The 6,000-nt window shown below is 68.8% G+C and carries 6 protein-coding genes and 1 pseudogene; 6 read left to right on the top strand and 1 reads right to left on the bottom strand.

Features of this window, described 5'->3' with window-relative positions:
- Together ABZ899_RS28900 and ABZ899_RS28895 are read left to right on the top strand one after the other, a co-directional pair.
- Positions 1-411, top strand: a pseudogene (locus tag ABZ899_RS28900) (cyclic nucleotide-binding protein); the annotation flags it as partial.
- A gap of 241 nt (positions 412-652) precedes the next feature.
- Positions 653-1,045 carry a DUF2267 domain-containing protein gene (locus ABZ899_RS28895; RefSeq protein WP_361351407.1) on the top strand — a complete coding sequence of 131 codons (393 nt, stop codon included), beginning with the start codon at positions 653-655 and terminating at the stop codon, positions 1,043-1,045.
- Here ABZ899_RS28895 and ABZ899_RS28890 read toward each other — a convergent pair.
- On the bottom strand, positions 987-2,561 hold the full coding sequence (locus tag ABZ899_RS28890; protein WP_361351405.1) for a GAF domain-containing protein: 1,575 nt from the start codon (positions 2,559-2,561) through the stop codon (positions 987-989). The genes ABZ899_RS28895 and ABZ899_RS28890 overlap by 59 nt on opposite strands.
- Before the next feature lie 173 nt (positions 2,562-2,734).
- On the opposite strand from ABZ899_RS28890, the gene ABZ899_RS28885 reads away from it, so the two are divergent.
- From ABZ899_RS28885 to ABZ899_RS28870, 4 genes are read left to right on the top strand one after another with little or no spacing between them, the layout of a single operon-like run.
- Positions 2,735-3,736, top strand: coding sequence for an amidohydrolase family protein (locus ABZ899_RS28885; protein WP_361351403.1), 1,002 nt, complete (start codon positions 2,735-2,737; stop codon positions 3,734-3,736).
- A gap of 1 nt (position 3,737) precedes the next feature.
- Positions 3,738-4,520 (top strand): iron-sulfur cluster assembly protein, encoded by a 783-nt coding sequence (locus ABZ899_RS28880; protein ID WP_361351401.1) that lies wholly within the window; start codon positions 3,738-3,740, stop codon positions 4,518-4,520.
- Complete coding sequence (locus tag ABZ899_RS28875) at positions 4,517-5,542, top strand: NAD(P)-dependent alcohol dehydrogenase (protein ID WP_361351400.1); 1,026 nt, start codon at positions 4,517-4,519, stop codon at positions 5,540-5,542. The genes ABZ899_RS28880 and ABZ899_RS28875 overlap by 4 nt, the downstream gene beginning before the upstream one ends.
- 37 nt (positions 5,543-5,579) lie before the next feature.
- Complete coding sequence (locus ABZ899_RS28870) at positions 5,580-5,912, top strand: putative quinol monooxygenase (RefSeq protein WP_361351398.1); 333 nt, start codon at positions 5,580-5,582, stop codon at positions 5,910-5,912.
- Positions 5,913-6,000: the final 88 nt, after the last annotated feature.

The following is a 6,000-nucleotide window of genomic DNA, read 5'->3' as shown; positions in this document are numbered from 1 at the left end:
CGCACCGGCGAGCACCGCCGCCTGCCCGCACGAAGCCTGTTCGTCTTCACCGGCGCCGACCCCCACACCGAATGGCTCACCGGCACCCTCGCCCTCGACTCCCGCGGCTTCATCCTCACCGGACCCGAAGCCCAGGAAGCCTGCACCACCCCCGAAACCTGGCAGAGCCGCGGACGCACCTGCATGAGCCTGGAAACCAGCCTCCCCGGAGTCTTCGCCGTCGGCGACGTCCGCAGCGGCTCCGTCAAACGCGTAGCCTCCGCAGCCGGCGAAGGCTCAATGAGCATCCACTACATCCACCGACACCTGGGACACTCGGCCGTCCCCGGCACCACGGGCACATCAGCCGTCGCGGGCCACTCGGACGCCTCCCCCCACACACGCCACAAAGAGTCCGCATGGCTCGCATGACGAACGGCGGACGATGAGATCAGGAGAAGGAGGAAGGAGGCGATCAGGAGCCCGCCGTCACCGCCCGGGCACCGGACCGGGCAGCGCCCTGAATGCGCCGAGGACAACGCCTCGACGACCAACCGGGCCAAGGGCCTTGCGAACGGCAGCTGCGCGCCGGCGGACGGACCCGGCCCCGCCCCGACGACGCAGTGGGCGCCCCCTATGAGCCAGCGGTGACCAAGGCAGAAGGAAGTCAGCTATGAAATACGACGGATTCCTCGCCCGTGTGCGCGAGCGAGGCGAATACAACGACCAGAACGAAGCCGCGGACGTCACCAACGCCGTGCTGGAAGTGCTGGCCCAACGGATCAGCCCGGGTGAGGTCAAGGACCTCGCATCGCAGCTGCCCGGCCCGCTGCGGCAAGTCCTGGACGATGCCATGCCGCAGCAGGCGCGAAGCTTCGGGATCGAAGAGTTCTACCGCCGGGTCGCCGAGCGCACCGATGCCCGGCCTCGTACGGCGGAATGGGACGCCAGCGCGGTCCTGACCACTGTCGCCGACGCTGTCACCGGCGGAGAGCTGAACCAGATCCTCAGCCAGCTCCCCTCCAGTTACGCGGTCCTGTTCGGCAAGGCCGACCTCGCGGACTGAGCCTGCTCATCGGGTACGGGCGGGGAATGGTGATGTCGTATTGGGCGATCTTGCGGTAGATGGTCGCCCGGCTCATGCCGAGGGCGTCCGCAGCCTGCGCCACTGTGGTGGCCGGTTCGGTGAGACATCTGACGATCTCGTCCCGTTCCATGGCCTGTATCCGGCTGAGCCGATGGGGCGTGCCGACGAAGACCTCGGCGGGGAGGTGCCGGAGGTCGACGACGTCCGTGCGGGAAGCGGCGTCGCGTACGGTCCGCTGGAGCTGCCTGCTGTTCTCCGGCCAGTGGTAGTCGGACAGCGCCCGGGCGGCGGCAGGGGAGAAGGTGAGGGGGCGGCCCCGGAACCCGCGGGCGAAGTGGTCCGCCAGGGGAAGGATGTCGTCGGGGCGGGAACGCAGGGTGGGCGCTTCCACCACGGCGCCGACCAGTGAGCGCAGGGCTTGGGGGATGCGCGCGTAGTTCTCGGCGGTGATGATGGCCGGGTGCAGGTCGGGGTGCTGGTCCGCGGTGTTCCCGCGCGGTCCGCCGGAGAGCAGCTCGGCCAGGTCTTCGGCTGCCCACGCGGGCAGTGTGTGGACCCCTGTGGTGATGACGCAGGTGTCGGTCTTGGCCAGCTCCGGGGCCCAGATCCCCATCCACGGCGTGATGTCGGCGGCCAGCGGCGGACGGGCGCACAGGATGCGTTCCCGGGATCGCACCTGGCGCCGGGCGAGGGCCGCAAGGGTCGACTTGCCCGTTCCGGACTCTCCCACCACGGCGAGGAGCCGGCCCTCGGCCAGGGCGGTACGGGCTTCCGCGACCGCGTCCGTCCAGCGTGAGGAGAGGAGGAGGGACTCGCTCCCCGGCTGGGCCCGGTGCACGAACACCTGAAACACCTCGCCGCGAGGAGCCGGACGCGGCTTCCTGCCGGTGGTGCGGGCGAGCATCAGGGCGGCCGTGTTCCCTGCCGCCGCCTGCGCCAGCGCCAGGAGCAGCTTCGATGAGGAGTCCGACCAGGTGGTGAGGTTGATGCTGCCCGCGAGTTCCCCGGTGAGGGGGTCGAGCACAGGTGCCGCAGCGCAGGTGTACTGCCGCAGGCTGGTGCAGTAGTGCTCCTCGGCGCGTACCAACGAGGGTGCGCGGTCGGCGAGGGCGAGGCCCATCCCGTTGGTGCCGGCGTTGCTCTCGGAGAAGGAGAAGCCGGGGGCGAGGTTGACTCGGTCGAGGGACCGGCTGACCGAGGAGTCGCTGCACGAGCGGGACAGCACCAAGCCGTCGCTGCTGGTGAGCATCATGCCGACCGGTTCGTTGGCCAGCGTGTCCTTGAGTCCCTGAAGCACCTCGTGGCCGCATTCGTAGAGCAGGCACTCGGTGTCCACCGTGCCCGTGAAGTCGGGCTGCAGGTCCTCCGGAGTCAGGCCGTACCGTCGGCTGCGCTGCCATGATGCCTGCAGGCGGGGCGTCAGCAGGGCTGTTTCTGCGGCCGTCGCCTCGTCCTCGTGGCGGGCGACGGGCGCCGGATTGCGGTTCTGGTCCACTGCGGCCTCCACACTGAGCCCGTGCGTCGATCTGCGATCAGGCTACGACGCGGGTGCCGGACAGCGTTCCCGGCCGACTGTCTCAAAGTGAGACGGTACGGGCCTGCCCCATCGCCGTGACACTGCCTAACGTCGCTCTCCGAAACACGGTCGTCACCGGGACGGAGACCGACATGTACGCCAAGGACGGCGAGAACTACTTCATCGTGGACGCGCACGTCGCACTGTGGGACGCGCGCCCCTCGAACCAGCTCAACATCCACGGCAAGCAGTTCATCGACTGCTTCTACGACTATCACCGCAACCTCAGCCCGGAAGCCGAGCTGTGGCCGTACGAGGACTTCCTCTACTACGGCGGTCGGCGCCTGATGAAGGACCTCTTCGACGACGGGCACGTCGACCACGCGATCTTCCAGCCCGCCCATCTCGGAGCGTTCTTCGAAAGCGGCTTCGGCCAGGCCGAAGAAGCCTTCGCGCTGGCGCAGCAGCACCCCGACCGGCTGACCTACAACCACTGCTGGGACCCACGTCTCGAGCAGAAGGGGCTCGAACAGCTCCGCCGGGACGCGGCACGGTTCGGGCTCAAGGGCGCCAAGCTGTACACCGCGGAATGGCACGGCGACTCACGCGGCTACAAACTCGACGACACGTGGTCGTACCGCTACCTGGAGGCAGCCCAGGAAGTGGGCATCAAGAACATCCACATCCACAAGGGTCCGACGATCCGGCCGCTCGACAGGGACGCCTTCGACGTAGCGGATGTCGACAAGGCCGCGAGCGACTTCCCGGAACTGAACTTCGTCGTGGAGCACTGCGGACTGCCCCGCCTCGAGGACTTCTGCTGGATAGCCACGCAGGAACCGAACGTGCACGCCGGTCTCGCGGTCGCCATGCCCTTCATCCACCGCCGTCCCCGGTACTTCGCACAGATCATCGGCGAGCTCCTGTTCTGGCTCGACGAGAACCGCATCCAGTTCTCCAGCGACTACGCGCTGTGGACTCCCCGCTGGCTGATCGAGAGGTTCGTCGACTTCCAGATCCCCGAGGACATGCAGGAGGAGTACCCGCCGATCACCGTGGAACAGAAGAAGAAGATCCTCGGGCTGAACGCGGCGGCCCTGTACGACATCCCGGTCCCCGCCGAACACGCCCTGGCCCAGCCGGCGGGGGTGTGAGATGGCGGTGCACGCCCCGGCGCGCGAGACACGTGCCGCGACACTGGAGGAGCGGGCCCGGCAGGCGCTCGACAAGGTCCTCGATCCTGAGCTGGACGAACCGATCACGGACCTCGGTTTCGTACGGTCCATCGAGACCGACGGCGATCACCGGCTGACCGTGCACCTGCGGCTGCCGACCTCGTTCTGCGCGCCGAACTTCGCCTACCTCATGGCGTCCGACGCGAAAGACGTCCTGACGGCCCTCCCCGGCGTCGGCGCGGTCACGGTGCTGCTCGACGACCATCACGACTCGGACCTGATCAACCGCGGACTGGCCGCCGACGCCGGCTACCGCGGGACCTTCGGAGCCGAGGCGGAGAAGGACCTCGAGGAACTGCGGCTGATCTTCCGCCGCAAAGCCCACGCCGCCGCCATGGAACGCGCGCTCGCCGCGCTGCTGCGGCAGGACACCTCGCTCACCGAGGAACGACTGCACGGCATCGTGCTCGGCGATCTTCCGAGCACCGAAGCGACACGCGCCCTGCTGCAACGCCGCGAGGCCCTGGGGCTCGGCATATCACCCTCCGACCCCGCCATGGTCGACGACCATGGACTGCCCTACCCGGCGGGCGAGATCCCGCTGCGGCTGCGCTTCGCCCGGTCGGTCCGCCTGTCGATCGACGGCAACGCGCACTTCTGCCGTGCCCTTCTGCGCACCCGCTACCCGGACGCCGCCCCGGACCAGTCGCCCCGCCCGGAAGACACCACTCTCCTCAGCCCCGAAAAGGAGCCCACCCCGTGAAGGCAGTCCAGGTCGTCGGATACGACCGCAACCTCGAGCTGGCAGACGTACCGGCTCCCTCGGTCACCGGCCCGTACGACGTGATCGTGAAGATCGGCGGGGCCGGCGTCTGCCGCACCGATCTGCACATCCTCGAGGGCCAGTGGGCCGAGAAGTCGGGCGTCACGCTGCCGTACACGATCGGGCACGAGAACGCCGGCTGGGTGCACGCGGTGGGCAGTGCCGTCACCAACGTCGCCGAGGGCGACAAGGTCATCGTCCACCCGCTGATCACCTGCGGGCTGTGCCGGGCGTGTCGCTCGGGCGATGACGTGCACTGCGAGCAGAGCCAGTTCCCCGGCATCGACACCGCCGGCGGTTACGCCGAGTACCTCAAGACCTCCGCCCGCAGCGTCGTCCGTATCGACGACTCCCTGGAACCCGCTGACGTCGCGGCGCTGGCCGACGCCGGTCTCACCGCCTACCACGCCGTGGCCAAGGCGGCCCGCCGTCTCCGCCCGGGCGACCGGTGCGTGGTCATCGGCGCGGGCGGACTCGGACACATCGGCGTGCAGGTCCTCAAGGCACTGACCGCCGCCGAGATCGTGGTCGTCGACCGGAATCCCGACGCGTTGAAGCTGGCCCTCTCGATCGGAGCGGACCACGGCGTCCTGAGCGGCGGCGATCAGGTCGAGGAGGTCCTCGCCCTCACCGGCGGGGACGGAGCCGAAGCCGTGATCGACTTCGTCGGCGAAGGCGGCGCCACGCGCGACGGCGTGCGCATGCTGCGACGGGCGGGCGACTACCACGTGGTCGGCTACGGTGAGAACATCGACGTACCCACCATCGACATCATCTCCGCCGAGATCAACTTCATCGGAAACCTCGTCGGGTCCTACAACGACCTGTGCGAACTGATGGTGCTCGCGGCCCGGGGCAAGGTACGGCTGCACACCACCCCGTACCCCCTTGACCGCTTCCAGGACGCCCTGGACGACCTCGACGCAGGCCGGGTACGAGGACGGGCGATTCTCGTTCCGTGAACGGATCGCCGACCGATACGCCTCAGGGAGACCCCCCTTGATCTTCATCACCGCCAAGTTCCACGTTCTGCCCGAATCCGCCGACGCCTGGCCGGACATCACCCGCGAGTTCACCCAGGCCACCCGCGCCGAGCCCGGATGCCTGTGGTTCGACTGGTCCCGCAGTGTCGAGGACCCCACGGTCTACGTGCTGGTCGAAGCCTTCCGCGATGACGAGGCCGGGGTGGCCCACGTCACCTCGGACCACTTCACCGCGGCACGGAGCACCCTGCCGCCCCACCTCGTACGGACCCCGGAGATCGTCAACGTCACGGTTCCGCAGGAGGGTTGGTCACTACTCGGGGAAATGGCCGTTCCGGAACGAGACTGAGAGGGGACTGCCTGCCTGACAGGCAGTCCCCGGTGGCGCCCCAACGCCGGGGCGTCACAAGCCCCTGGCCGAGCCGGTGACCTGGACC

Source organism: Streptomyces sp. NPDC046859, from assembly GCF_040645135.1.
In the GTDB taxonomy this organism is placed as follows: Bacteria; Actinomycetota; Actinomycetes; order Streptomycetales; family Streptomycetaceae; genus Streptomyces.
The sequence above is the reverse complement of the archived record's forward strand: the minus strand, read 5'-3'. Positions and strand labels throughout refer to the sequence as shown.

Bases quoted from the DNA above. Each gene is read 5' to 3' on its own strand.
- ABZ899_RS28880 (WP_361351401.1), top strand. From the start codon at position 3,738: ATGGCGGTGCACGCCCCGGCGCGCGAGACACGTGCCGCGACACTGGAG.
- ABZ899_RS28895 (WP_361351407.1), top strand. From the start codon at position 653: ATGAAATACGACGGATTCCTCGCCCGTGTGCGCGAGCGAGGCGAATAC.
- ABZ899_RS28885 (WP_361351403.1), top strand. From the start codon at position 2,735: ATGTACGCCAAGGACGGCGAGAACTACTTCATCGTGGACGCGCACGTC.